Here is a 23879-nt window from a genome sequence, read left to right as displayed (position 1 = left end):
GTTTGACGCAGCCGCAACTCATCAGGTTCCTGCCCTCAACCGCACAAGGTCGGTCTTTCCGTTCGGCAACAGCGGCAGCCGGAGCTCCAGGCGCAGCTCGCGTGGGGCGGCATAGGGGGGAAGCCTATCGCGGCAGTATGCCGTTAATTGTGCAAGCGTGGGGGGTGTGTCGGGGTTGACGGGAACGACGACGGCCGTGACCCGCTCGCCCCATTCGGGGTCGGGCGTGCCGAACACGGCGGCGTCGGCCACCTCGGGATGCGTGCACAACACGGCGGTCACGGCGCCGGCCACGACCTTCTCGCCGCCGGTGTTGATGACGTCGTCGGCGCGGCCCAGCACGCGCAGGCGGCCCCCGGTCAGCTCGCCGAGGTCGGAGGTGACGAACCAGCCGTCCTCGAGCGGGGCCGGCCCGCCGAAACGGTAGCCCGAGAACAACACGGGGCCGGCGATCCTGATCAGGCCGTCGTCGCCGACCTTGAGATCTACATTGTAAAGGGGCTGGCCGTCGTACACGCAGCCGCCGCACGTCTCGCTCATCCCGTACGTCGTCACCAGCCGCGCCCCGAGATCCCTCGCCTGCTCCAGCAGCCCGGGCCGCGGCGCCGCGCCACCGAGCAGGATCGTGCGGAAGACCGACAGGTCCGCGCCCAGCCCGACGAGCCGGTGCAGCTGGGTGGGCACCAGGGAGACGTGGTCGGCGCCGGAGGCGAGGACCGCGTGCGGGTCGAACGACGGGTGGATGATCGGCTCGCTCCCGGACAGCAGGGCGCGCACGAGCACCTGCAGCCCCGAGACGTGGGAGACGGGCAGGCAGCACAACCAGCGCTCGCCCTTGGAGGCCTCGACGCGGCGCAGGGAGGCCGCGGCCGAGGTGCGCAGGGCCGTGGCCGAGAGCAGCACCCCCTTGGGTGTGCCGGTGCTGCCGCTGGTGGCGATGACGACCGCGACGTCGCCCGGCACGCCTTCGCCGCCGGCATGGAGGGCTCCGTTGACGTGGGTGGGGCGCAGGGTCGCCAGCGCGGCCTCGGAGTGGCCGGGCGGAAGGGGGAGCACGGCCGGGCCGTCGCCCGCGAGCGCGTCCCGGATCGCCGCGAACAGGGCAGGTCCTGGAGATTGCACAATGGCGTGAAGCGGACGGTCCGGATGCGACGGGTTCCTCCACATGCTCGTAAGGTTAGTGGCGACAGGTCGGACAGAAGCGCAGGGAGGGTCGTGACGCGTTCTCCCATGGAGCCCGAGCACGGGCCAGGTCACCATGATCACCACCGTGATCACCACCGGGTCCATGTCTTCCGCATCCCGATGCGCACGCGTTTTCGCGGGCAGACCGTCAGGGAAGGGGTCCTGCTCCAGGGTCCCGCCGGTTGGGGCGAGTTCTCCCCGTTCCCCGAATACGGCCCGCGCGAGTGCGCCCGCTGGCTGGCCTGCGCCCGAGAGGCGGCCTTCGAGGGCTGGCCCGAGCCGGTGCGCGACAGCGTGCCCGTCAACACGACCGTGCCCGCCGTCGATCCCGTGCGGGCCCACGACATGGTGCGCCGCTCCGGCTGCGGCACGGCGAAGGTGAAGGTGGCCGAGCGGGGCCAGACGTTCGACGACGACGTGGCCAGGGTCGAGGCCGTGCGCGACGCGCTCGGCCCGTCCGGCCGGCTGCGGGTCGACGTCAACGGCGCGTGGGAGGTCGGCGAGGCCGTGCAGCGGCTCAAGCGCCTCGACCGGTTCGGGCTGGAATACGCCGAGCAGCCGTGCGCCACCCTCGACGAGCTGGCGGCGGTGCGGCGGGCGTGCGACGTGCCGATCGCGGCCGACGAGTCGATCCGCAGGGCGGAGGACCCGCTGCGGGTCAAGGCGGCGGAGGCGGCCGACATCGCGGTGGTCAAGGTGCAGCCGCTGGGCGGGGTGCGCGCGGCGTTGCAGGTGGTGGAGGCGTGCGGGCTGCCCGCGGTGGTCTCCAGCGCCGTCGAGACGTCGGTGGGGCTGGCCGCGGGGCTGGCGCTGGCCGCGGCGCTGCCGTCCCTGCCGTACGCGTGCGGGCTGGGCACGATGCCCTTGTTGTCGGGTGACGTCGTGGACGACTCGCTGGTGCCGGTGGACGGGCGGCTGGCCGTACGGCGTCCGACGGTGAATTATCAGCATTTGTCGGCATATGAAATCGACTCTCCCCAGTGGCTGAGCCGGATGCAGGAGGCGTCACGTTGAACCCCGCTACCGCGCTGGCCACGGTGCTGATCGACGAGCTGGTGCGCTGCGGCCTGACCGACGTCGTGCTGGCCCCCGGCTCCCGCTCCGCGCCCCTGGCGCTGGCGCTGCACGCCGAGTCACGGGTGCGCCTGCACGTGCGCATCGACGAGCGTTCCGCGTCCTACCTGGCACTGGGGCTGGCCAAGCGCTCCGAGCGCCCGGTGGCGCTGATCTGCTCCTCCGGCACGGCCGTCGCCAACTTCCACCCCGCCGTGATCGAGGCGGGCGAGGCGGACGTGCCGCTGCTGGTGCTCACCGCCGACCGCCCGCCCGAGCTGCGGGGCACCGGCGCCAACCAGACGATCGACCAGATCAAGCTGTACGGCGACGCCACCCGCTGGTTCGCCGAGGTCGGCGTGCCGGAGGACCGGCCGGGCCAGGTGGCCTACTGGCGGTCGCTGGCCTGCCGCGCCTACCAGCGGGCGTCGGGCCCGGCCGCGCCCGGGCCCGTCCACCTCAACCTGGCCTTCAGGGAACCGCTGATCCCCGACGGCGACACCGCCTGGTGCGAGCCGCTCGACGGCGGCGCCAACGGCCCCTGGGTGCGGGCCAGGGTCGCGCCTCCACCGGTCGCCCTGCACCTCCCGCCGACCAGACGCGGCGTGCTCGTGGTCGGCGACGGAGCCGCCAACGTGCGCCGCTACGTCGCCGCGGCCGGCATGGCGGGCTGGCCGGTGCTGTCGGAGCCCAACGGCGGCGGACGCTACGGCGACCACGCCGTCTCCACCTACCACTATCTGCTGGGCACGCCCGAGTTCGCCGACACGCACCTGCCCGACGTGGTGGTGACGCTGGGCCGTCCCGGGCTGTCGCGGCCGCTGTTGTCGTGGTTGCGGCGTGCGGGGGAGCACATCGTCGTGGCGCCCGACCTCGACCGCTGGCCCGACCCCACCAGGTCGGCCACGCAGGTGGCGCAGGCCGTGGAGATCCCGGTGGCCTCCGGTGACGACACGTGGCTGCACTCCTGGCGCCAGGCCGACCAGGCGGCGAGAACGGCGCTCGACGAGGTGCTCGACGTATCGGGCACGAGCGAGCCCCGCCTGGCCAGGGACCTGGTCGACGCGCTGCCCAACGGAGCCCTGCTGTTCTGCGGCTCCTCGATGCCGATCCGCGATCTCGACCAGGCGATGCGGCCGCGGCGCGGCATCCGGCTGATGGCCAACAGGGGCGCCTCCGGCATCGACGGGCTGGTGTCGACGGCCATGGGGGCGGCGCTGGCGCACAACGGCCCGGCGTACGCGCTGATGGGCGACCTGTCGTTCCTGCACGACCAGAACGGCCTGATCCTCGGGCCTCGCGAGCCCCGGCCCGACCTGTGCTTCGTGGTCGTCAACAACGACGGGGGCGGCATCTTCTCGCTGCTGCCCCAGGCGGCGGTCCGCGATCCGTTCGAGCGGGTCTTCGGCACGCCGCACGGGGTGGACCTCGGCCATGTGGCGGCCGCGACGGGGACGCCGTACACGCTGGTGGGCGAGATCACCGAGTTGCCCAAGGCGCTGCGCGGCGAAGGGCCGCGCCTGGTCGAGGTGCGCACCGACCGCGAGGAGAACGTGCTCGTGCACGGCCGCCTGCGCGACGCCGCCCAGGCGGCCGTCCTGGCCCTGCTCGAGAGCTAACCGCCCAGGGCGTCGAGCAGCCGGTTGAGCGGGCTGTCGAGCCCGTGGCGGTCGGCCAGGCGGACGAGCGCCTCGGGGTTGCGCGGCTTGGCCGGCAGGGTCAGGTCGGCGGCCGGCAGCGGCGCGCCGGAGGCCACCTCGACGACGGCGGGTGCGGCGCGCAGGTAGTCGCGGGCCGCGGCCAGGCGGGTGCGGCTGCCGGCGGGGAAACCGTCGGTGACGCCCGCGTCGAGCGCTTCGAGCAGGGCGTCGAGCGAGCCGAAGCGGGTGATGAGCGCCGCGGCGGTCTTGTCGCCGACGCCGGCGACGCCGGGCAGGCCGTCGCTGGGGTCGCCGCGCAGCGTCGCGAAGTCGGCGTAGGCACGCCCGGGGATGCCGTACTTGGCGGTGACGAACGCCTCGTCGACGATCTGCAGGTTGCGGATCCCGCGGGCGGTGTAGAGGACGCGTACGGGGCGCGCGTCGTCGACGAGCTGGAACAGGTCGCGGTCTCCGGTCACGATGTCGACGGCGCCCGCGGCCTGGTGGGTGAGCGTGCCGATCACGTCGTCGGCTTCGTAGCCCGGCGACTCCAGGAGGGCGATGCCGAGCGCGTCGAGCACCTCCTGGATGACCGCGATCTGCGGCACGAGCGCCTCGGGCACCTCCTCGGTGTCACCGTGGGCGACCCTGTGCGCTTTGTACGTCGGGATCGCCGCCACCCGGAACGCGGGCCGCCAGTCGGCGTCCATGGTGGCCGCCATCGCGGTGGGGGAGTGGCCGCGCACGAGGGTGGCGATCATGTCGAGCAGGCCGCGTACGGCGTTGACGGGCGAGCCGTCCGGCCCCTTGACCGACTCGGGGACGCCGTAGAAGGCGCGGAAGTAGAGCGATGGGGTGTCCAGAAGCATGAGCACGCCTCTATCGTCGCACTCTCGCCGCTCACCCGGACCGCTCCTCCTCGCACGCGGGCACGCCGACGGCGAGCAGGCACGCGTCGTCCTCGGGGTTGGGGCCGCCGATGTCGGCCAGCAGGCGGTCGAGACCCGACTCCAGGTCGCGGACGGACACGTCGCGGGCGGCGGCCATGACCAGGTCGAGGCCGACGTCGATGTCGCGGGTGCGCCGCTCGACCAGCCCGTCGGTGAACATCAGCAGCAGGTCGCCGGGCAGCAGCCGGGTGGTCGCCGGCTCGTACGGGCCCGGCCAGCCGGCGCCGAGCAGCACACCGCGGGGCTGGGCGAGCCGGCTCGCCACGCCGTCGCGCACCAGGACGGGCGCCAGGTTGCCCGCCTGGCTCCAGGTGAGCACGCGCGTGCCGGGGTCGAGGTGGCCGACGATCGCGGTGGCGGTGGTGTCCTTCACCTGGTGCATGACCAGCTCGTTGAGCCAGGCCAGCAGGCGGTGGGCGGGCCGGCCGGTCATGGCGAGGGCGACGAGGGCGTGGCGGAGCTGGGCCATGCGCGCGATGGCGGGCAGGCCGTGGCCGGAGACGTCGCCGACGGCCAGCAGCAGCCGGCCGTCGGGCGCGTGAGCGGCCTCGAACCAGTCGCCGCCCAGGTTGGCGCTCTTCTCCGCCGGCACGTAGCGTACGGCGATCCTGGCGTGCGGCAGGTCGAGGCGTCCGGCGGGGCCGGGCAGGACGGCGTCGCGCATCGCGAGCATGACGTGGCGTTCCTCGGCGGCCTGCTCGCGGGATTCGAGGAGCTGCCGGCGCGATTCGGAGACCATGCGTTCGGCGCGGCGGCGGCCGGTGATGTCCTGGATGACGCCGTGCATGCCCATAGGGCCGCCGGGCATGGTCAGCGGCTCGAGGACGACCCGCAGGTCGCGCAGCTCGCCGGAGCCCGTTCCGCGGCGGATGCGGAACTCGGCCTGCACCGGTTCGGAGCCGCGCACGACCGACCACAGCAGGCGGTCGAGCGCGCCCATGTCGGCGGGTTCGACGAGCTCGGCCAGCTCGGGCAGCGGGATCGGGCCCAGGGCGGGGTCCCGCCCGAAGATCACGTAGACCTGGTCGGACCAGATGGTCTCGCCGGTGTGCGGGTGCCACTCCGCCCAGCCCATGTTGCCCAGCCGCTGGGCGTGCGCCAGTCGTACGGCCAGCAGCTCGGCGTCGCTCCCGTGCCCGAGCAGCCCGGCGGCGCCTATGACGTCGACCATGGGGTCTCACTCTCAAAGCGCAGTGGAACTGGACAATTGGCCTCACATTACGTGAGCGACGTGGGGCGGAGTGTAGCGACGTCTTCCGGTGTCGTGAGAGCTTTTCGCGGATTTTAGGAGGCGCCGTCAGGAGTAGATTTGGGCCTGTGACGTCCTCAGATCTTTATCCCACCTCCCGCCTTGCCGCCGTTCACGAGGCCACCGCCAAGAGCGGTCTCGACGCCCTGCTCCTCACTCCCGGTCCCGACCTGCGCTACGTCAGCGGCTACGACGCCAAGCCGCTGGAGCGGCTGACGTGCCTGGTGGTGCCCGCCTCCGGCGAGGCCTTCATGATGGTGCCCAGGCTGGAGCTGCCGGCCGCCGAGGCGTCGCCCGCCGCGCGGCTGGGGCTGGAGTTCGTGGCGTGGGACGAGACCGACGACCCCTACGCGGTCGTGGCCGCGCGCCTGGGCCGGGTGGCCAGGGTGGGCCTGGCCGACCGCATGTGGGCCATGTCGTCGCTGCGTTTCCGCGAGGTGCTGCCGGACGCCGAGCAGATGCTGGCCGGGAGCGTGCTGCGGGAGCTTCGCATGCGCAAGTCGCCGGCCGAGGTGGCGGCGCTGCGCGAGGCGGGTCAGGCCATCGACTCGGTGCACCGGCAGGTGCCGGAGTTCCTGCGGGCCGGGCGCACCGAGCGCGAGGTGGGGCGCGACATCGCCGAGGCGATCCTGGCCTCCGGGCACGCGACCGTCGACTTCGTCATCGTGGCCTCGGGCCCCAACGCCGCCAGCCCGCACCACGACGTCTCCGACCGGGTGATCGGGGCCGGGGAGCCGGTCGTGGTCGACATCGGCGGCCAGCTGCACAACGGCTACTGCTCCGACTCCACGCGCACCTACAGCGTGGGCGAGCCGCCCGCCGATTTCGCCGCCTACTACGAGGTGCTGCGCCGGGCCCAGGACGCGGCCTGCGCGGCGGTGCGGCCGGGGGTGCCCTGCGAGTCGATCGACGCCGCGGCCCGCGACCTGATCGCCGGGGCGGGCTACGGCGAGGCCTTCATCCACCGCACCGGCCACGGCATCGGCATCGAGACGCACGAGGAGCCCTACATCGTCGCCGGCAACGGCGAGGTGATGGAGCCCGGGTTCGCGTTCTCGGTCGAGCCGGGCATCTACCTGCGGGGGCGGCACGGCGCCAGGATCGAGGACATCGTGGTCTGCACCGAAAACGGCGGGGAACGGCTGAACACCACCCCGCGTGACCTGGTGATCGTCTGAACGACGGTCCGGATTCCCGCGAATCGGTCGCCAGTCGTGACTCTACGACTCCTTTACGTGTGCTTAGGTATTCCTTTGACTTGTTGTGTGCCGGAGTGGAGTTGAAGGGTGTCAAGGTACGGCTGGTGTCATTCGGCGTTCGCGCCGGCGGTGAGCCTGATGGTCTCGATGCTGTTGCTGGTGTCGGGGGCGGTGGGAGCGCTGCTGACATTCGTGGGCGCGACGACGGCGCCGGCGGGCGCGGCGTTCGTGGTCACGCTCATCATCGCGGTGTTCCTCACCGCCGTTCTCCGGATCGTCAGGGCCGTGCCCGACATCCGGCGGGAGAGCGCCGCGACGGCGCGGGCGGTGGCGAACGTGCAGGCGGTGAAGCCCGGTGACGACACCCTGGTGGGGCGCCGGCTGCGCCTGTTCAGGGAGGCGGCCGAGGCGGGCAACGACTGCGAGGCGGTGCTGAGCGCCCGCTCCGCGCTCGACGACAGCGAGATGGCCAACAAGCACCATCTCGACCACGCGCTCATCTGGGCGCTGCCCGTCTTCGGGTTCATCGGCACCGCCCTGACCATGGCCGGAATGGTCACCTCGTTCTCCAACGCCCTGGACGACCAGGGCGACCCCAGCGTGCTGATCGACGCGCTGAAGCAGCACGTGCTGCCCGAGCTGGCCTCGGCGTTCGGCGTCACCCTGATCGCGCTGTTCCTGAGCGTGGTCGCGTTCGGCGCGATGGCGCTGGTCGAGCGGTCCGAGCGGGCCAGCGTGGTGGCCGCCGACGACGTGTTCCTCATCTACATCGCGCGCCTGCCCGCCAAGCAGGCGGCTCCCGCCATGCACGGCCTCACGCAGGAGCTGGCCCAGTCCCGGCAGGAGATGGCCCAGACGAGGGGCAGGACCGAAGAGCTGGTCAAGGGCCTTGACGCGCTGCGCACCGCCGTCGAGCGGATGAGCGCGGCCGAGACCCGCCCGCAGAAGTACACCCTGGTGAGGGAGCCGTGAGGAAGCGGCCCTCCACCTCGTTCGCGCCGCCGCTCGACCTGCGCTTCATCGACCTGTTCATGGCCATCGTGCTCGCGCTGTCGTTCATCGCGATCATGCTGACCGTCGTGGCGCGGATGTTGCCGACGGAGGACGCCACGCCGCCCCAGCGGCAGCAGAAGACCGTGGCCCAGCTCGAACGCGAGCTCGACGCGGCCGTGGCGGCCCAGCGCAAGGCCGAGGCGGAGCTGCGCACCACGCAGCAGCAGATCGCCGACCAGACCGCCTTCGCCCTGCCCTGGTGGCTGATCGGGTTCTGCGCGCTGCTCGGCGTGCTCGCCGTGTTCATGAACTGGCGGCTCCGGCTGTGGAGCAAGGGCAGCCTGCCCCGGCTGCGCACCTGGTTACTGGTGACCGTGGTGATCGCCGTGGTCACGGTGGTGATCAGGGAGCTGAGCGACCGCGACGGCTACCTGCTGCTCGCCGAGATCCCCTGGTGGGCGGCCGACGCCCTCTGCCTCGGGCTGCTGCTGGTCGCGTACGTGCTGATCACCGGCATCCGCGACAGCCGGGCCGAACTCAGAGAGATCCGGGCCCGGCCGGTGGGCGGCGCCGCCCCCGGCGAGGAGCGCCGGCGCGTGCCGTCCGCCCGCTGACCGGGCGGGTGTGGCACAGTCGCTGCCATGTTCTCTGAGGTCACGTACGCCACCAGCGCCGGTTCCCCGCGCAGGAACGAGGACCTGGTGATCGCCGGGCCGTCGTGGATCGTCGTGCTCGACGGGGCCACCGCGGCGGCCGGGGTGGACAGCGGGTGCGCGCACGACGTCCCGTGGCTCGTGGCGCGGCTCGGGGGAGCGCTGGCGGCGCGGCTGGCCACCGGCCAGGGCGACGCGCTGGCCGCGATCCTGGAAGCCTCCATCGAGGAGCTGACGGCGGCCCACGGCGGTGGCTGCGACCTGGGCAACCCCGATTCGCCGTCCTCGACGGTGGCGATGGTGCGGGCGGATCGGGGGCGGGTCGACTACCTCGTGCTGGGGGATTCGCCGGTCGTGTGCTCCCTGGCCGATGGCGGGGTCATGGCGGTGGTCGACGACCGGCTGGAGCGGTTGCCTGGCGGGCGGCCGTACTCGCTGGAGCTGGTGCGGCGGACGCGCAACGCGCCCGGCGGCTTCTGGGTGGCGGGCGCGCGCCCCGAGGCGGCCAGGGAGAGCGTGTGCGGCGCGGTGGCCGCCACCGGGGCGGCCGTGCTCACCGACGGGGTGGCGCGGCTCGTCGACTGGTACGGATGGAGCTGGTCGGACGTGCCGGCGGCGCTGGCCGACAGGGGGCCCGCCGCGCTGATCGCGGCCGTGCGGGAGCTGGAGTCGGCCCGCGGGCCGGTGTCGGGCAAGCCGCACGACGACGCCACCGTGGCCTGGGGACGCCTGGACGGCTAGACCTGCCCGGGTCTTCGCCCAGGGCGGAGGGCGCCCCGGGGGTCCTCCGCCGGGCTGGGGCCGGCCAGGGGAGTGTCGCCCGCAGATATCGGAGCGGGCTGATCGGTCACGCTGCTGATACCTTGATCGCACGCGCGCGATCATGAAACAATTCGGTAACAGCACAGAGCCGGACCTGCGACGGTGCGCGGAGATGTACAGCGGGCTGTTCCGCGCGGCGGCCTTCGACGCGGGGTGTTACGACGCCCTCACCCTCACCATGGCCTTCAGCGCGCCCTGGGCCAGCGCCGACCGCCTTAAGGTGGCCAACAGGGCCGCGTTGTGGGTGATGGCCGTCGACCGGCTGGTCAACCACACCGCGATCACCCGTGAGCAGGCCGGCCGCGTGGTCCGCGAGTGCCTGTCCGTCGCCGACGGAGCGGTGCCCCGGTCGGCGGCCACCCGTTTCCTCGCCGACCTGCGGGACGAACTGGCCACGGCCGGGGAGTTCGGCGAGCTGCGGTGGCTCTGGCGCGACCAGCTCGCCAGGATGCTGGCGTGCATGGTCAGGGCGTGGGTGTGGCGCGACAGGAACGCCGTGCCGACGCTGGAGCGCTACCTCGACAACGCCGACAGCCGCGGCTCGTGCTTCGTCGACCTGTCGCACTGGATCTACACCGCCGACCGCTGGGCCAGGGCGCACCTGGAGGACCTGCGGGACGTCAGCAGGCTGGTCCAGCGCTACCTGCACCTGCTCGGCGACGTCACCTCCTACCGCAAGGACGTGAGCTGGGGCGACCTGAACGTGTTGTCGCTCGGCGTCAGCAGCACCGAGGTGAGGGAGGCGATGGCCGGGCTGGCACGCGAGGCCGCGGACCTCATCGAGCCGGTACGCGAGCGCAGCCCGCGTACCGCCACCTACCTGCGACGACAGATCGGCTTCACCGCCGGCATCAACGGAATTTCGGACTTCGACCGGACAGCGTAAAAGACTTGTCGGATTCCTTGACAGGCGAGCTTGACACCGGCCCGGCAGTATCGGCGAATAAGGGTGTTATAGGCAACAAACCGTGACATTTTGTTTCTTGTAAAAGCTTGCGGCTTGAGAGGAAAATGTGGCGTTGCTAGGGTGTCTCGATGCCAGGCATGTGGATCGACCTCCTCAACGCGCCTTGACAGGTACCACTGACCACGGCACCACAGGGGCGGGGTTGTGCATGCGCGGGAGAGGTACAGGCGGTGCTGGATGGAATTCGGTCACACTGACCGTTGGCGGCTTCCCACGGCGATCAAGATTCTGATCGCCGGGGGCTTCGGCGCGGGAAAGACCACCATGGTCGGAGCCGTGTCCGAGACCCGGCCCCTGCGCACGGAAGAGGCGCTCACCCATATCGGGGCGCACATCGACGACCTCGCGGGCGTCGAGCGCAAGCTCACCACCACCGTGGCCATGGACTTCGGCCGCATCACGATCCGCAACGACTACATGCTCTACCTGTTCGGCACCCCCGGCCAGGAACGGTTCTGGTTCGTCTGGGACGAGCTGGCCGTGGGCGCGCTCGGCGCCGTGGTGCTGGCCGACACCCGCCGCCTCGACGACTGCTTCCCCTCCGTCGACTATTTCGAGAAGCGCGACCAGCCGTTCGTCGTGGCGCTCAACTGCTTCGACGGCAGCAGGCCCTTCACCGTCGGAGAGGTGCGCTCGGCGATCGGCCTGGAGCCGGACATCCCGATCGTGCTCTGCGACGCCCGCAGGCGCGACTCCGGCAGGGAGGTGCTCATCACGCTGATGGAGCACGCCATCCGCAGGGGCGTCACCCCGGTCGGGACCATGTCGTGACCATGACCGGCTACCTTTGACCGGTGGAGGAAATCGACCGCCGGATCGTCACGCTGCTGGCCCGCGACGGCCGCATGAGCTTCACCGATCTGGCCAGGGAGACCGGGCTCTCGGTCTCGGCCGTGCACCAGCGCGTACGCAGGCTCGAGAAGCGAGGAGTCGTCCGCGGATACGCAGCGATCATCGATCACGACGCCGTCGGGCTGCCGATGACCGCGTTCGTGTCGATCAAGCCCATCGACCCCGCCGCCCCCGACGACGCCCCGGACCGGCTGGCGCACCTGACGGCCATCGAGGCGTGCCACAGCGTGGCGGGTGACGAAAGCTACATCCTGAAGGTCCGCGTGGCCTCGCCGGTGGCGCTCGAAGACCTGCTGCAGCAGATCCGGGCCTCGGCCAACGTCTCGACCCGCACCACGGTCGTGCTGAGCACCCCCTACGAGCACCGCGCCCCCGAACTGGCCGGCGAAGCCCCGGCGGAACGCACCGGCTGACCCCGTCCCGCCGGAGGATCGCTGAGGTCCTCGCGAGGCACGCCAGGGGAGCCGGAGATCGGCGCCTTCCGGGGGAGCGTGGCCGATGATGTGGACGTGTCCCTGTCAGGGGAGACGCCGCGGGCGTGGCGGGGAAGGCGAGGCGGGCGATGGGGGAGTCCGGACGGCGGGGCCCCCGTCGCCGCGCGGCGGACCCTCCGCGCGCCGACCCTCCGCGCGTCGGGGCGCCACACGGCGGGCCGTCGCGTGGGGTTGCGCCGCGTGGTGGTGAGCGGCGTGGTGGTCCGGGCGGGAAGTGGCGGGGCCCGGCCGTCGCCGCGCTGCTCGCCCTCCAGGCGGCCGTGCTGGCCGGGATCTTCCAAGCGCCCCCCGGCAGCATCCTGGTGGGGTGGTACGCGATCACGTGGGTGTTGTTCGGAGCCGCGGTGTGGGCGTCGCGCGGCGTGCCGGGCCCGGCGGCGGGAAGGCTGGTGCTGGCGGGCGGCCTGGCCGTGATCGCCACCGGGCTGCTCGGGCCTCCGGCGACCAGCACCGACTCCTTCCGCTACGCCTGGGACGGCCGCGTCCAGTCGGCCGGCATCTCGCCCTACGACCACGCCCCGGCCGACCCCGCCCTCGCCTCGCTCCGGGACCCGTGGCTGTTCCCCCGCTGCTCGGAGGGGCACTTCTACCCGATCGAAGGGGACGCGTGCACGAGGATCAACAGGCCGTCCGCGCACACGATCTACCCGCCGCTGGCGGAGGCGTACTTCATGGTGGTGGACCGGCTGTCGCCCGGCGACGCCCGGCACAAGCCGCTCCAGGTCGCCGGTGCGCTGCTGGCCGCGGGCACGCTGCTGGTCCTGCTGCGCGGGAACGATGCGCGGCGGGCCGCGTGCTGGGCGTGGTGCCCGGCCGTTCCCATGGAGGCGGTGAACAACGCCCACGTCGACATGCTCGCCGTCGCCGCCGTGGTGCTCGCCCTCGGCGGGCGGGCGGGGCCTTCCTTGCGGGGGGCGCTGCTCGGCGGGGCGATCGCGGTCAAGCTGGTGCCTGCCGTGGTGCTGCCGGGTGCGCTGTCCGGTGCGCCGTCGAGCGGCCGGGCGGCACGGCGGGCCGTGTGGACGACGGCGCTCGCCGTTCTCGTCGTGGCCGCCGCCTACCTGCCCTACGTCCTGGTGTCGCGGGGTTCGGTGCTGGGCTACCTGTCCGGGTACGTGGCCGAGGAGGGTTACGGCGAGGCCGGGGCGCGCGGCCGCTACGGGCTGCTGCGGCTGGTGCTGCCCGACTCCTGGGCCGTGCCCGCCGTTGTCCTCGTCATGGCGGCGGTGACGTTCCACGTCGTCACGCGCGGCGACCCGGACCGGCCGTGGCGGGGCGCGCTGGCGGTCACCGGCACGGCGTTCCTGCTGCTGACCCCCGGATATCCGTGGTACGCGCTGCTCATCGTCGCCCTGGTGGCCCTGGACGGCCGCTGGGAGTGGCTCGGCGTCCCCCTGGCGGGCGCGGTGGCCTACCTCGCCCCGGAGGTCGGCACGCCCGCCTACGCCGCCGCCGGCGCGGCGGTCCTGGCGGGCGCCGTTCTCCGCAGGTCACGCACGGCCCCGGTGGGCCCGGCCCGCGGCGCCCACCGGGGCCGTCAGTAGCGGGCGCCCGGGCACACCAGGCTTCCGCCGTGTGTGTCGTGTGGGGAGCGCGCCTGCCGCACCTGCTATGGATGACCGGGCGCGGGTCCGGATATCCGCTACGCGGCGGATCACCGATAATCCGAGAGTTGCAGTGAACGGGACGAAGCGATGGGAGTGCCGCATCAGGCGTGCTAATGTCATCGTTTGTCGTAACAACAAGCAGAATGGCCCGGAGTGTCCCATTAACCACATTAATGGTCAGGCGGTAACGCGTCAAACGGAACGCGCCAGAGAGCAGGCGTACGTCACCCGCCTCTACGACCGTCTCGACGAGCTGCGCGAGCGCACCCAGCGACAGCTGAAGGAGGTGCTCGCCAGCGGCGCCGTCGGCACGATGCAGAACAGGTCGGAGCGCGACACGTTCGCCGAGATGTACGCCGTGAGGCTCGCCCGGCTCTGGGCGGTCGAGCGCGGCCTGGTCTTCGGCCGGCTCGACCACGTCGAGGAGGGCCGCCTCTACATCGGCAAGCTCGGCCTCACCGACGACGAGCAGCAGCGCCTGCTGATCGACTGGCGGGCGCCGGTCGCACAGCCGTTCTACCGCGCCACACCCGCCGCCCCGATGGGCGTGACCAGGCGCCGCCACCTGCAGACCAAGGGCCGCGCGGTGGTGGGCGTCGACGACGACCTGCTCGACCTCGACTCGCTCACCGACGACGACCGCGCCACGCTCAACGGCGAGGCGGCCCTGCTGGCCGCGCTGGACGAGCGGCGCACGGGCCGCATGCGCGACATCGTGGCCACCATCCAGTCCGAGCAGGACCGCGTCATCCGCGGCGACCTGAACGGGGTCCTGGTCGTGCAGGGCGGCCCCGGGACCGGCAAGACCGTGGTGGCCCTGCACCGCGCCGCGTACCTGCTCTACACGCACAGGGAGCGGCTGGAGCGCAGGGGCGTGCTCATCCTCGGGCCCAACCTCACGTTCCTGCGCTACATCGAGCAGGTCCTGCCCTCGCTCGGCGAGAACGACGTGCTGCTGTCCACGGTCGGCGAGCTCTATCCCGGCGTCACCGCCACCGCCCGCGAGCGGGCCGAGGTGGCGGCGCTGAAGGGGGACGCGCGGATGGCCGCGGTGATCGCCAAGGCCGTACGCGACCGGCAGCGGGTGCCGCGCCGGCCCGTCGAGCTCACCCTCGGCCGCCTCACCCTCACCATCGACCGCGCCATGCTCGACGCGGCCAGGAACAAGGCGACCCGCTCGCGCCGCCCGCACAACCAGGCCCGGGCCGTGTTCGTCAGGTCGCTGCTCAACGCGCTGGCCCGGCAGCAGGCCCGCAAGATCGGCAAGGGGCTCATCGACGAGGACGACCTGGCCGACATGCGCGAGGAGCTGCGCACCGAGCCGGTCGTCAAGTCCGCGCTCAACCGGCTGTGGCCGTACCTCACCCCGCAGCGCCTCCTGCTCGGCCTGTACGGCTCGCCCGAGCGCCTGGAGTACGCGGCCTCCTCCCTCGCCCCCGGCGAGCGCGCGCTGCTGCGCCGGGACGGCGGCGCGTGGACCGAGTCCGACGTGCCGCTGCTCGACGAGGCGGCCGACCTGCTCGGCGACATCGACGAGCAGGTGCTGCGCGCCAGCGCCATGCAGGCGGAGGAGGAGCTGGCCGCCGCCAGGCAGGCCGAGGAGAGCGAGCGCGAGGCCGAGCTCGCCTACGCCCGCGAGGTCCTGGAGCTGACGGGCCTGTCCGACGTCATGGAGGCCGAGCGCCTCGCCGAACGCCAGCGTGGCGACGGCCCCCACCTCACCACCGCCGAGCGCGCCGCCGCCGACCGCACCTGGGCCTACGGGCACGTGATCGTGGACGAGGCCCAGGAACTCTCGCCGATGGCCTGGCGGGCCGTCATGCGGCGCTGCCCCACGCGTTCGATGACGATCGTCGGCGACATCGCGCAGACCGGCTCGGTGGCCGGCGCGCGCTCCTGGGCGGAGGTGCTCGACCCGTACGTGGCCGGGCGCTGGCGCCAGGAGCGGCTGACCGTCAACTACCGCACGCCGGTGGAGCTGATGGCGGTCGCGGCGCGCGTCCTGGCCACCGTCGACTCCGCGCTCGAGGCCCCGGTGTCCGTCCGCGAGCTGGGCGTGCAACCCTGGTCCGCGCCGCTCTCCGCGCTGGCCGAGCTGGTCAAGGCCGAGGTGGGAGAGGGCGGCAAGGTCGCCGTGGTGGTGCCCGACAGGTTGCTCGGCACGCTCGGCGCCGAGGTCGCCGCGGCCGTGGCCGGCACCGTGGTGGTGGCGCCGGGTGCGGGCCGGGCGAAGGGCGCGGAGGCGCTCGACGCGCCGGTGGCCGTGATGGGGGTGACGGACGCGAAGGGGCTGGAGTTCGACTCGGTCGTCGTGGCCGAGCCCGACGTCATCGCCGCCCAGTCGCCACGAGGGCCGAGCGACCTGTATGTTGCTCTCACCCGTGCCACGCAACGGCTCGGTGTCGTGCACGAGCAGCCGCTCTCCGAGGCGCTGAGGGGCTTGCCCGGCCGCTCGCAGGCGCCCGCAAAAGGGCTTTGATCCGCTTTACCGCGGGCCGCCGATCATGTACCACCTGCGAAAACTTGATGTTTCTGCTGATCGGGACACGGTTGACATCTGAGGTGGAGTCGGTAGTTTGCTGCGCAGTCCAGCACGGGACTTGGCCGGTTGGCCGTCTCTGACATCGCCGGATCCTGCGTCCGTGACGGAGTGTGACTTCGTCCACACAGCCAGGTGCAGGGCCGTCGGTCCGTCGAGTCGGGGCACCCCAACCGGGCGGGGGGTTGGACCCGGGACGGGCCCGGGAGCCCAGTAGACAACGGAATTCCGCGCTCGCCGCCGACGAGACGGGTCCGGTCCGAAGGGTTTCCGGGCCCTCTTCCCGTTCTCGTGCGCAGGACCGCCGTGCGCATGGGTGGTCCCGTCACCCGCGGGATCACCCTGCCGCGACCGCCCGCCTTTTTTCGATCTCCCCGCGCCGCGCTGCATGAAGTGGGGCTGTGGGACGGTAGCGTTTTCGCAAGCAGGCGTGCGATGACGGCGGAGGAGACCCCGGAGTGGTTCAGGACAGAGCGAGCCTACCGCCCACACCCGGGCGCGACTCGACCCCTGGCGGTGGTCACGCCCCTGCCGCCGCGTCGCCCCAGCCCGCGGCGGCGGCGCCCTCTGGCCCGGCCGCCGCACCGGACCTGCCCGGACCCGAGCCCACGTCCGAGTCGCGGTCCGGACCCGAGCCGAAGTCCCAGCCCGCGCCCACCTCCGAGCCTGGTTCTGTGTCCGGGTCCGGGTCCGGGCCGGAGTCCGAGCCTGGATCTGTGTCCGGGTCCGGGCCTGACCCGACGTCCCCGTCCCCGGCCGGGTCCGGGCCCGCGCCCGCGTCCGAGGCGAGCCAGGACGTGCGTGGTCCCAAGGCCGCCGGCGGGCCGGGACACGAGCCGCGGCGCGTGCTGGCGGCCAGGGTCGCGGCGGCCGTGGCCGGCGGGCTGGCGCTGTTCGCCGCCTTCCCGCCGCTCGACTGGTGGTGGCTGGCCCCGCTGGGCATCGCCTTGATCGTCGCCTCCCTCCACGGCACCCGCCCCGGAAGGGCCGCCTGGCTCGGCTACGTGGGCGCCGCGGCGTTCCTGTTCCCCGGCGTGGCGTGGGTGCGCACGATCGGCGACGACGTCTGGCTCATGCTCGTCGGCGCGGAGAGCCTCTTCTACGCCGCCATGGCCGCCGCGGCGGCGCTCGTGTTCCGCCTGCCGGGCTGGCCGGTGTGGTTCGGCGGCCTGTGGGTGGCCATGGAGTGGCTGCGCGGCCTGGTGCCCTTCGGCGGGTTCCCGTGGGCGCGGGTGGGTTTCAGCCAGGGAGAGTCGCTGTTCACGACCTACGCGGCGCTGGGCGGCGTGCCGCTGGTGTCGTTCGCCGTCGTGTTGTGCGGCGCCCTGCTGGCCCGCGCCTTCCTGTCGCGCGGCGGGCGCGCGCTCTGGCGCAGGGCGGCTCCCGTGGCGCTGGCCCTGGCCGTGCCCGTGCTGAGCCTGGCCGTGCCGAGGCCCGGCGACGAGGGCCGTACGGTCAACATCGGCATCGTGCAGGGCAACGTGCCCGGCCGGGGCATGAACGTGCTCGGCGACGAGCCCGCCGTCGTCCTGCGCAACCACGCGAACGAGACCAAGCGCCTGGCCCAGGCCGTACGCGAGGGCAAGCTCCCCAGGCCCGACCTGGTCGTCCTGCCGGAGAACTCCACCGACATCGACCCCTACCGCGACCAGTTCGCCCGGGAGACCATCCACGACTCCGTTCGGGACGTCGGGGTTCCCACGCTCGTCGGCGCGGTCGTGGCGATCGGCGACGAGCACCGCGCCACCCGCAGCCTCGTGTGGGACCCGGTGACCGGCGCGGGCGACTATTACGACAAGCAGCACCTGGTGCCGTTCGGGGAGTTCACGCCGCTCAAGGAGATCGTGCTGGCCCTGTGGGAGCGGGCCGGCCTGGTGGGCCGCCAGTCGGTGCCGGGCGACAAGCCTGGCGACCTGCGGATGGGGCCCGTGACGATCGGCGCGGTCAACTGTTACGAGGTGGCCTACGACGGCACCGTGCGCGAGACCGTGCGTGCCGGGGGCACCCCTCTCGTGGTGCAGACCAACAACGCCAGCTACGCCCTGTCCAACCTGCCGCCGCAGCAGCTGGCGATGTCGAAGCTGCGGGCGGTGGAGCACAACAGGGCCGTCGTGACCGCGGCCACCACGGGGATCTCCGCGTTCGTCACGCCTGACGGTAAGGTCTCCTGGCAGACCCGCGAGCTGGTCGCGGACATGAACGTGGTCACGGTGCCCGTACGCACTGAGAAAACGCTTGCAACCAGGGTGGGGGCGTTTCCTGAGTGGGCATTGATGATGATGGGAGCGGCGGCGGCCGGAGTCGTCGCGTGGCGTGGCAGGCGGCGAGAAGACCGGATGAGGAACGACTGACATGGAGACTCTCGGCCGGGTGCTCGTCGTCGTGCCGACATACAACGAGCGCGACAACCTTCCCAAGATCGTCGAGCGGCTGCGGGCCGCGGTGCCGGTGGCCCACGTGCTCGTGGCCGACGACAACAGCCCTGACGGCACCGGCGAGATCGCCGACGGGCTGGCCGCCGGCGACGACCACGTGCACGTCCTGCACCGGCCCGGCAAGCAGGGCCTCGGCGCCGCGTACATCGCCGGGTTCCGGTGGGGCCTGGACGAAGGCTACGACGTGCTGGTCGAGATGGACGCCGACGGCTCCCACCAGCCGGAGGAGCTGCCCAAGCTGCTGGAGGCGCTGGCCGACGGGGCCGACCTGGCGATCGGCTCCCGCTACGTGCCCGGCGGCAAGGTGGTCAACTGGCCGCACCGGCGCGAGATGTTGTCCAAGGGCGCCAACATCTACACGCGGGTCATGCTCGGCCTGCCCGTGCGCGACGCGACCGCCGGGTTCCGCGCCTACCGCTCGGCCACGCTGGACAAGGTGGGGCTGGCGGGGGTGGAGTCGCAGGGCTACTGCTTCCAGGTCGACCTGACGCTGCGTACGTCACGGCACGGGCTGCGGGTGGTCGAGGTGCCGATCACGTTCGTGGAGCGTACGGTCGGCAAGAGCAAGATGAGCGGCAAGGTCATGTCCGAGGCGTTGTGGCGGATCGGGCTGTGGGGTGTCACGGGCCTGCCCAAACGCCTGCGCGGCAGGCGAGGCCACGGCTAGGGCGAGGATCCGCGAGCTCGGGACGCGGCGGCGCATGGCCGCGCCTGGTCCGGGTGGCGCCTCGCGGCGGATCGAGCCCGACGACCCCGGCAGGACCACCGTGTGCGCGGCGTGGGCCGTCTGGAACGCGCCGACCGTCCGCGATCCGCCGCCGGGCGGAACGGTTCGGCCGCGCCGCGCGTTGTTCCTGCTGTACGCGCGTGTGGAAACGAGGAAACGATGCGGCTCCTGCTCTTCCTGCCCTTCCTGCTCTTCCCCGTCCTGGAGATCTGGCTGATGTTCCAGGTCGGGGCCGCGATCGGCGGGCCGGCGACCGTGGCCCTGCTCATCGGCGGCAGCCTGCTGGGGGCCTGGCTGATGCGCCGCGAGGGACGCAGGGCCTGGCGTGTCCTTCAGGAGTCGATGCAGACCGGGCGCATGCCCGAGCGCGAGCTGGCCGACAGCGGCCTGATCCTGGTGGGCGGCGGGCTGCTGCTGGTGCCGGGCTTCGTCTCCGACGTTCTCGGGCTGGCGTGCGTCCTGCCGGTGACCCGGCCGCTGATGCGCCGCCTGGGCTCGTCGTTCTTCGAACGCAGGGTGAAGCGCATGGCCGCCGCCTCCCCCTACGCCGGCATGTTCCCGCCGGGTGGTGACTTCCCCGGCGCCGCCTCTCCCGATGAGGGCGCGCCGAAGGGCGCCCGGGTGGTGCACGGCGAGGTGATCAGGGAAGACCGCGAATCCTGACGTTCCCGCGCGAGAAAACCCCCGGGCGCCGCCCGGGGGTTTCACCGTGAGAGGAGATCAGGCGCTCTTACGACGCTGGGCTCGCAACACGGCGAGCCGCTCGTTGAGCACCTCCTCGAGATCTTCGATGGATCGCCGCTCCAGGAGCATGTCCCAGTGTGTCCGCGGCGGTTTGGTCTTCTTCGATTCCGGCTGCTCGCCGTCCACGCGAACGGCGGTCACACCGCACATGCGGCACTCCCACGTCGCGGGGATCTCAGCCTCGGCGGCAAGCGGAACCTCGAAGCGATGCCCCTTAGGACAGGTGTAGGACACCTCCTGGCGTGGGGCCAGATCCGTGTTACGGTCGTTCTCGTAGCTGGTTGCCCCGAGCCGGGTGCCACGAAGCGCGCGCTCGCCCATGTTTAAATGCCTCCTACAGGGCCCCCATGCGTGGGGGGTCTGTCTCCCACGGTGTCTAACGCTTGGTACCGTGATGGGATTCCCACCCGAGGGGTGATCCAATCGCGCTTGGGGCCTCGGTTCTTCCTGCGGGTCCCGTCCGCGGGTCTCCTGACCGGGGGGTTCGGGGGTTCCGGGCCAGCTCAGCGCGTACGCACCGCGTTTCAGGCGGTTGATCGGCCCGTGACCGCTTTCCCGCGGCGCCCGCTCACGATCGCCGCCGCGAGCCACAGCGCGCCGGCCATGATGAGGGCGCCATGCGCGATGCGCAGCGGGTACGGCCCGAAGAACTGCGGGATGAACAGCACGAAACCCAGTGCCGGCACCGTCCCGCTCCACCTGGGCAGCGTTCCTGACCGCCGGACGGACACCGCGGCCATCACGGTGCCGGCGGCGAGCAGGACGAGCCCGGCCGCGAACATGCTGACGGGGACGGCCCCGAACCTGAACTCCGCCGCCAGCTCCGTCAGCGCGGGCGCCTGGTCGCGCAGGGAGCGCTGGGCGATCACGTTGAGCCCGAACGTCTCCGCGCCGTAGTAGGGGAGTGTCAGGCCCGCGCCCGCCCAGGTCACCGCCGCGGCCCGCAGCGACAGCCGGTCGCCCAGCACCCGGTGCAGCCCGAGCACCGCCAGGCCGAGCAGGACGAACCCGGCCATCGCGGCGGAGTGCCCGGCGACCCAGGCGGAGGAGGCCATGGCCGCGGCATCGTCGCCCGAGGGGCGGATCGCGGGATAGAGGAAGAAGAGGATCCCTGCCGCGGCGAACGCCGCGGCGACCGGCTTGGGAGACATCGGTGCTCCTTGAGATGTGCGCCGCTCTTTCATGAGAGCAATGCTCTCTATTGATGCGGCCCATGTCAAGAGCACTGCTCTCGAATGAGATCGCCTACCTTCTGTCTCGCCGGGTCACCAGCGGCACCAGCGTCCTGTCGCCCAGCCGGGTCATCGCCGCCAGCGGCCTGACGGCGGCGCCGACGAGCAGCGCCAGACCCGGCCGGCCGGACGCGCGGGCCATGCCGGGGCCCAGCGCGCCCATCAGCGCGGTCAAGGCGGGCAGCGGCCGGACGAACAGGGTGATGTCGCTGACCAGCCCGTCGCCGTCCACCTCGACGATGGCGGCCTCGTGGACCTCCAGGCTTCCCAGGCGGGCGGTGGCGGTCAGCGCGCGGGTCCGGTCGTCGCCGATGTCGCTGTGGTAGCGCATGCCGGACAGGACGCTCAGCACGACGGAGAACAGCTCGCCCACCTGCTCCTTGCCCTCGAAGGTGGCGCCGGCGCTGAGCGGGGAGTGCAGGGTCACGTCGGCGGCGAGCGTGGTCATGAGCGCGTCGAGGTCGTGTGCCTCGCCGGCCCGGCGATAGGCGGCGGCGGGTGAGTTCTGAATATGAACTGACATGGGTTCACTTTATCAACCAACTATCCTGGGTCCATGAACAGGTTCGGTGAGATGCACTGCTCCATCGCCCAGGCCGTCGGAGTGGTCGGCGAGCCATGGACGCCGCTGATCCTGCGTGACCTGTTTCTCGGGCTGCGCAGGTTCGACGATCTGGCGGAGGATCTGGGCGTCTCCCGCAACCTCCTGGCCGGCCGGCTGGAGCGCCTGGTGGCGGCGGGGGTGGTGGAGAAGCGTCCCTACCAGGAGCGGCCGGTGCGCCACGAGTACGTCCTCACGGAGGCGGGCCGTGACATCGTGCCCGCCCTGACGACCCTGATGGCCTGGGGAGATCGCTGGTCCACTCCGCCGGGTGGCCCGCCGGCGCTGCTGGTGCACTCCTGCGGCGAACGTTTCACGCCCGTGGTCACCTGCCCGCACTGCGGCGGGGAGGTCACGGCCGGCACGGTGACGGCCGTGCCCGGCCCTGGAGCGTCCCAGGGGCCGGGCACGATGCTCGTCGGCACTCGGATCTCCGGCGGCGCCGGAGGGGGCGCCGGCTGAGCGCTCAGATGCGCTCGGGCACCTGGTTGCCCGCGGCGCGGATGGCCTTGGGCAGGTTGGTCAGGGCCAGGAGCACGAAACCGAGCACGAAAAAGATGATCATGGAGACGATGGCGATGCGGTAACTGTTGGTGAGCTGCAGCGCCACCGTCACCGTCAGCGAGCCGATGAACGCCGAGCCCTTGTCGCTGATCTGCAGCAGGCTGAAGTATTCGGCCTCGCGCCCCTTCGGGATCACCTGCGAGAACAGCGAGCGCGACAGCGCCTGGGTGCCGCCGAGCACGATCGCGATCGCGAACGCCATCAGGTAGAACTGCAGGGCCTGCCTCTCGCCGACGAACATGGCCACCACCACGATCGCGGTCCACACCACCAGGCTGGCCAGCACCGTGCGCTTGGTGCCGAAGACGCCCGCCAGCCGCCCGAGCAGCAGCGCGCCGAAGAACGCCACGAACTGCACCATCAGGATCGCGCTGATCTGCACGGTCTTGTCCAGCTTGAGAGCCTCGGAGGCGAAGGCCGCGCTGTTGCCGATGACCGTCTGCACGCCGTCGTTGTAGACGAGGTAGGCCACCAGGAACAGCAGCGTCAGCGGGTAGCGGCGCATCTCGGCCAGCGTGCGGCCGAGCTGGCGGAAGCTGCCTCCGGCCGAGCGCAGCGCCGTGGTCTCGTGCGCGGGAACCGGCCGGTTGCGCAGCCGCAGCAGCGGGACGACGGTGAAGATGGCCCACCACAGCCCGGCCGACATCATGCTGATGCGCACCGCCATGCCCTCGGCCAGCCCCAGGCTCTCGTGCTGCAGGTAGAGCACCAGGTTGAGGGCCAGCAGCAGGCCGCCGCCGAGATAGCCGACGGCCCAGCCGCGCGAGGAGACCGTGTCGCGTTCGGCCGGGGTGGAGATTTGCGGCAGGAACGAGTCGTAGACCACGACCGAGGAGCCGTAGGCCAGGTTGGCCACGACGAACAGCACGCCGCCGAGCATGTAGCGGTCGCCCTCGACGAAGTACAGGCCCATGGTGGCCAGCGCGCCGACGTAGGCGAAGCCGCCGAGCATCTCCCGCTTGCGGCCGGTGTGGTCGGCCAGCGCGCCCACGATGGGCAGGAACACGATCTGCAGCAGCACCGCGACCGTCATGATCAGCCCGAAGAACGCGGCCGGCCTGATGTCGGCGCCGAGCACGTCGACGTATCCCAGCCCGGGGTTGGCGATCACCAGGTCGTCGAAGGCGGTCACGCACTGGCCGGAGGCCATGCCGGGGAAGTCCTGGGCGCAGGCGGCGGTCTTGGCGACCGGGATGAGGTAAGGGCCGAGGAAGACCGAGATGATCGTGGTGTAGAAGGCGGAGTTGGCCCAGTCGTAGAGGTACCAGCCGCGCTGCTCGCGCCGGCGGGCTGCGGGGGAGTCGTCGAGGGCCCCGGGGGGTGGGGGTGCGGGCATGGTGTCGTGTCGCTCCTATGAGGGCAGGGCGGGGGGG

22 protein-coding genes are annotated in these 23879 nt (G+C 72.2%); 15 read left to right on the top strand and 7 right to left on the bottom strand.

Annotation, left to right across the window (positions count from 1 at the left end; genetic code table 11):
• Positions 1–21: 21 nt before the first annotated feature.
• Positions 22–1167, bottom strand: coding sequence for an AMP-binding protein (locus tag ACZ6SA_RS27805; protein ID WP_465831358.1), 1146 nt, complete (start codon positions 1165–1167; stop codon positions 22–24).
• Positions 1168–1305: 138 nt separating this feature from the next.
• Here ACZ6SA_RS27805 and ACZ6SA_RS27800 point away from each other — a divergent pair, with 138 nt between their 5' ends.
• Positions 1306–2199 carry an o-succinylbenzoate synthase gene (locus ACZ6SA_RS27800; RefSeq protein WP_465831572.1) on the top strand — a complete coding sequence of 298 codons (894 nt, stop codon included), beginning with the start codon at positions 1306–1308 and terminating at the stop codon, positions 2197–2199.
• A complete protein-coding gene (menD, locus tag ACZ6SA_RS27795) occupies positions 2196–3857 on the top strand; it encodes a 2-succinyl-5-enolpyruvyl-6-hydroxy-3-cyclohexene-1-carboxylic-acid synthase (protein WP_443152615.1) in 1662 nt (553 codons plus the stop codon). Before ACZ6SA_RS27800 ends, menD begins: the two co-directional genes overlap by 4 nt.
• Here menD and ACZ6SA_RS27790 read toward each other — a convergent pair.
• The gene (locus tag ACZ6SA_RS27790; protein ID WP_465831570.1) at positions 3854–4747 is read right to left on the bottom strand and encodes a 5'-3' exonuclease; all 894 of its coding nucleotides are present in this window, start codon (positions 4745–4747) and stop codon (positions 3854–3856) included. The two genes, menD and ACZ6SA_RS27790, sit on opposite strands and share 4 nt — an antisense overlap.
• A 31-nt stretch (positions 4748–4778) precedes the next feature.
• Positions 4779–5999 carry a PP2C family protein-serine/threonine phosphatase gene (locus ACZ6SA_RS27785; protein ID WP_465831356.1) on the bottom strand — a complete coding sequence of 407 codons (1221 nt, stop codon included), beginning with the start codon at positions 5997–5999 and terminating at the stop codon, positions 4779–4781.
• A 146-nt stretch (positions 6000–6145) separates the two neighbouring features.
• Here ACZ6SA_RS27785 and ACZ6SA_RS27780 point away from each other — a divergent pair, with 146 nt between their 5' ends.
• The 12 genes from ACZ6SA_RS27780 (at position 6146) to ACZ6SA_RS27725 (ending at position 20028) form a co-directional block, all read left to right on the top strand.
• Complete coding sequence (locus ACZ6SA_RS27780; RefSeq protein ID WP_465831354.1) at positions 6146–7255, top strand: M24 family metallopeptidase; 1110 nt, start codon at positions 6146–6148, stop codon at positions 7253–7255.
• A gap of 159 nt (positions 7256–7414) precedes the next feature.
• Positions 7415–8248: a hypothetical protein gene (locus ACZ6SA_RS27775; protein WP_347645071.1), complete on the top strand. Its 834-nt coding sequence runs from the start codon at positions 7415–7417 to the stop codon at positions 8246–8248.
• The gene (locus ACZ6SA_RS27770; protein WP_443152618.1) at positions 8245–8883 is read left to right on the top strand and encodes a hypothetical protein; all 639 of its coding nucleotides are present in this window, start codon (positions 8245–8247) and stop codon (positions 8881–8883) included. Before ACZ6SA_RS27775 ends, ACZ6SA_RS27770 begins: the two co-directional genes overlap by 4 nt.
• 27 nt (positions 8884–8910) lie before the next feature.
• Positions 8911–9663 carry a protein phosphatase 2C domain-containing protein gene (locus ACZ6SA_RS27765; protein ID WP_347645073.1) on the top strand — a complete coding sequence of 251 codons (753 nt, stop codon included), beginning with the start codon at positions 8911–8913 and terminating at the stop codon, positions 9661–9663.
• Positions 9664–9805: 142 nt separating this feature from the next.
• Positions 9806–10630 (top strand): terpene synthase family protein, encoded by an 825-nt coding sequence (locus ACZ6SA_RS27760; protein WP_465831351.1) that lies wholly within the window; start codon positions 9806–9808, stop codon positions 10628–10630.
• Positions 10631–10888: 258 nt separating this feature from the next.
• On the top strand, positions 10889–11482 hold the full coding sequence (locus ACZ6SA_RS27755) for a GTP-binding protein (RefSeq protein ID WP_347645076.1): 594 nt from the start codon (positions 10889–10891) through the stop codon (positions 11480–11482).
• A 23-nt stretch (positions 11483–11505) separates the two neighbouring features.
• The gene (locus ACZ6SA_RS27750) at positions 11506–11976 is read left to right on the top strand and encodes an Lrp/AsnC family transcriptional regulator (protein ID WP_347645078.1); all 471 of its coding nucleotides are present in this window, start codon (positions 11506–11508) and stop codon (positions 11974–11976) included.
• Positions 11977–12101: 125 nt separating this feature from the next.
• The gene (locus tag ACZ6SA_RS27745) at positions 12102–13601 is read left to right on the top strand and encodes a glycosyltransferase 87 family protein (protein WP_465831348.1); all 1500 of its coding nucleotides are present in this window, start codon (positions 12102–12104) and stop codon (positions 13599–13601) included.
• Between the two features lie 349 nt (positions 13602–13950).
• On the top strand, positions 13951–16143 hold the full coding sequence (locus ACZ6SA_RS27740) for a HelD family protein (protein WP_465831346.1): 2193 nt from the start codon (positions 13951–13953) through the stop codon (positions 16141–16143).
• 857 nt (positions 16144–17000) lie between these two features.
• Complete coding sequence (gene lnt / locus ACZ6SA_RS27735; RefSeq protein WP_465831344.1) at positions 17001–18554, top strand: apolipoprotein N-acyltransferase; 1554 nt, start codon at positions 17001–17003, stop codon at positions 18552–18554.
• Between the two features lies 1 nt (position 18555).
• Positions 18556–19305, top strand: coding sequence for a polyprenol monophosphomannose synthase (locus ACZ6SA_RS27730; RefSeq protein ID WP_347645082.1), 750 nt, complete (start codon positions 18556–18558; stop codon positions 19303–19305).
• Positions 19306–19524: 219 nt separating this feature from the next.
• Positions 19525–20028, top strand: coding sequence for an FxsA family protein (locus ACZ6SA_RS27725; protein ID WP_347645083.1), 504 nt, complete (start codon positions 19525–19527; stop codon positions 20026–20028).
• A 57-nt stretch (positions 20029–20085) separates the two neighbouring features.
• Here ACZ6SA_RS27725 and ACZ6SA_RS27720 read toward each other — a convergent pair whose 3' ends face one another.
• The 3 genes from ACZ6SA_RS27720 to ACZ6SA_RS27710 all read right to left on the bottom strand — a co-directional run bounded on the left by ACZ6SA_RS27720 (position 20086) and on the right by ACZ6SA_RS27710 (position 21864).
• Entirely contained in the window at positions 20086–20430 is a 345-nt protein-coding gene (locus ACZ6SA_RS27720; protein ID WP_125637410.1) for an RNA polymerase-binding protein RbpA, read from the bottom strand.
• Positions 20431–20633: 203 nt separating this feature from the next.
• The gene (locus ACZ6SA_RS27715; RefSeq protein ID WP_465831340.1) at positions 20634–21260 is read right to left on the bottom strand and encodes a hypothetical protein; all 627 of its coding nucleotides are present in this window, start codon (positions 21258–21260) and stop codon (positions 20634–20636) included.
• Positions 21261–21354: 94 nt separating this feature from the next.
• On the bottom strand, positions 21355–21864 hold the full coding sequence (locus tag ACZ6SA_RS27710; protein ID WP_465831338.1) for a nuclear transport factor 2 family protein: 510 nt from the start codon (positions 21862–21864) through the stop codon (positions 21355–21357).
• Positions 21865–21897: 33 nt separating this feature from the next.
• Here ACZ6SA_RS27710 and ACZ6SA_RS27705 point away from each other — a divergent pair, with 33 nt between their 5' ends.
• Positions 21898–22404 carry a winged helix-turn-helix transcriptional regulator gene (locus tag ACZ6SA_RS27705; RefSeq protein ID WP_465831336.1) on the top strand — a complete coding sequence of 169 codons (507 nt, stop codon included), beginning with the start codon at positions 21898–21900 and terminating at the stop codon, positions 22402–22404.
• Between the two features lie 4 nt (positions 22405–22408).
• Here the strand turns inward: ACZ6SA_RS27705 and ACZ6SA_RS27700 are convergent, their stop codons facing one another.
• A complete protein-coding gene (locus ACZ6SA_RS27700) occupies positions 22409–23842 on the bottom strand; it encodes an MFS transporter (protein ID WP_465831334.1) in 1434 nt (477 codons plus the stop codon).
• Positions 23843–23879: the final 37 nt, after the last annotated feature.

The sequence above is a fragment of the Nonomuraea sp. NPDC049378 genome (assembly GCF_055586745.1).
The sequence above is the reverse complement of the archived record's forward strand: the minus strand, read 5'-3'. Positions and strand labels throughout refer to the sequence as shown.

What these genes read in the sequence shown, in the direction of transcription:
- ACZ6SA_RS27805 (WP_465831358.1), bottom strand. Translation starts at nt 1,167, where the DNA reads ATGTGGAGGAACCCGTCGCATCCGGACCGTCCGCTTCACGCCATTGTG.
- ACZ6SA_RS27800 (WP_465831572.1), top strand. Translation starts at nt 1,306, where the DNA reads ATGCGCACGCGTTTTCGCGGGCAGACCGTCAGGGAAGGGGTCCTGCTC.
- ACZ6SA_RS27790 (WP_465831570.1), bottom strand. Translation starts at nt 4,747, where the DNA reads ATGCTTCTGGACACCCCATCGCTCTACTTCCGCGCCTTCTACGGCGTC.
- ACZ6SA_RS27785 (WP_465831356.1), bottom strand. Translation starts at nt 5,999, where the DNA reads ATGGTCGACGTCATAGGCGCCGCCGGGCTGCTCGGGCACGGGAGCGAC.
- ACZ6SA_RS27775 (WP_347645071.1), top strand. Translation starts at nt 7,415, where the DNA reads ATGGTCTCGATGCTGTTGCTGGTGTCGGGGGCGGTGGGAGCGCTGCTG.
- ACZ6SA_RS27765 (WP_347645073.1), top strand. Translation starts at nt 8,911, where the DNA reads ATGTTCTCTGAGGTCACGTACGCCACCAGCGCCGGTTCCCCGCGCAGG.
- ACZ6SA_RS27760 (WP_465831351.1), top strand. Translation starts at nt 9,806, where the DNA reads ATGAAACAATTCGGTAACAGCACAGAGCCGGACCTGCGACGGTGCGCG.
- ACZ6SA_RS27755 (WP_347645076.1), top strand. Translation starts at nt 10,889, where the DNA reads ATGGAATTCGGTCACACTGACCGTTGGCGGCTTCCCACGGCGATCAAG.
- ACZ6SA_RS27730 (WP_347645082.1), top strand. Translation starts at nt 18,556, where the DNA reads ATGGAGACTCTCGGCCGGGTGCTCGTCGTCGTGCCGACATACAACGAG.
- ACZ6SA_RS27725 (WP_347645083.1), top strand. Translation starts at nt 19,525, where the DNA reads ATGCGGCTCCTGCTCTTCCTGCCCTTCCTGCTCTTCCCCGTCCTGGAG.
- ACZ6SA_RS27720 (WP_125637410.1), bottom strand. Translation starts at nt 20,430, where the DNA reads ATGGGCGAGCGCGCGCTTCGTGGCACCCGGCTCGGGGCAACCAGCTAC.
- ACZ6SA_RS27715 (WP_465831340.1), bottom strand. Translation starts at nt 21,260, where the DNA reads ATGTCTCCCAAGCCGGTCGCCGCGGCGTTCGCCGCGGCAGGGATCCTC.
- ACZ6SA_RS27710 (WP_465831338.1), bottom strand. Translation starts at nt 21,864, where the DNA reads ATGTCAGTTCATATTCAGAACTCACCCGCCGCCGCCTATCGCCGGGCC.
- ACZ6SA_RS27705 (WP_465831336.1), top strand. Translation starts at nt 21,898, where the DNA reads ATGAACAGGTTCGGTGAGATGCACTGCTCCATCGCCCAGGCCGTCGGA.
- ACZ6SA_RS27700 (WP_465831334.1), bottom strand. Translation starts at nt 23,842, where the DNA reads ATGCCCGCACCCCCACCCCCCGGGGCCCTCGACGACTCCCCCGCAGCC.